We start from the raw sequence: 633 nt of genomic DNA, 5'->3' as shown, positions 1-633 counted from the left end.
ATGGCAACACCACCTGCTTTATTTGCTTTAGCTCCTGCGCCAATAGCAGTACCATTTGCAGCTGCAATAGATTCTCGACCAATAGCCAATGCATCTTTACCTGAAGTGTTTGCCAGTCGACCTATGGCAATACTAGCTTCACCCTTGACTGTTGACCGTTGACCGATAGCAATTCCGTAAGAGCTTGCACCGTCAGCAAAATCACCACCAACAACACCCGCTACAGCGTTGTCACCAATTGCAATACTGCGGGTATTGTGTGCCTTAGCTTTATTGCCAAGCGCCACCCCAACAGAGGCTGCAACAGCTTCGCTGCCTATCGCCGTTGCATCAGAGCCTAATGACTCAGCTTTATTACCAATGGCAAGCCCCCTATCAAAGACGGATGTTGTCGCATCAGTACCGAGGGCAACAGAGTTAGTCCCCCTAGCCCATGCTTTATTACCAATAGCAACTGCACCGAATGGTAGCGCAGCTCCTGTATCGGGTCCCCTGTCAACCTTCGCCCCAAGCCCCATAGCGATAGAGCTATTATGACCATCAGCAACTTTAGCATCTTTACCAATGGCTATTGCATTGGTGCCTTGTGCACCGTTATTGTTTACGTTACCACCACCTGTGGAATTCACGCTG

General features: G+C 49.6%; 1 pseudogene. It reads right to left on the bottom strand.

The features are described from left to right. Positions 1-633: pseudogene (locus ACS8FD_RS21840) on the bottom strand (hypothetical protein); the annotation flags it as partial.

This window comes from Psychrobacter sp. 1U2 (genome assembly GCF_051847575.1).
Note: the sequence above shows the minus strand (reverse complement) of the source record. Positions and strands in the feature narration are given on the sequence as shown.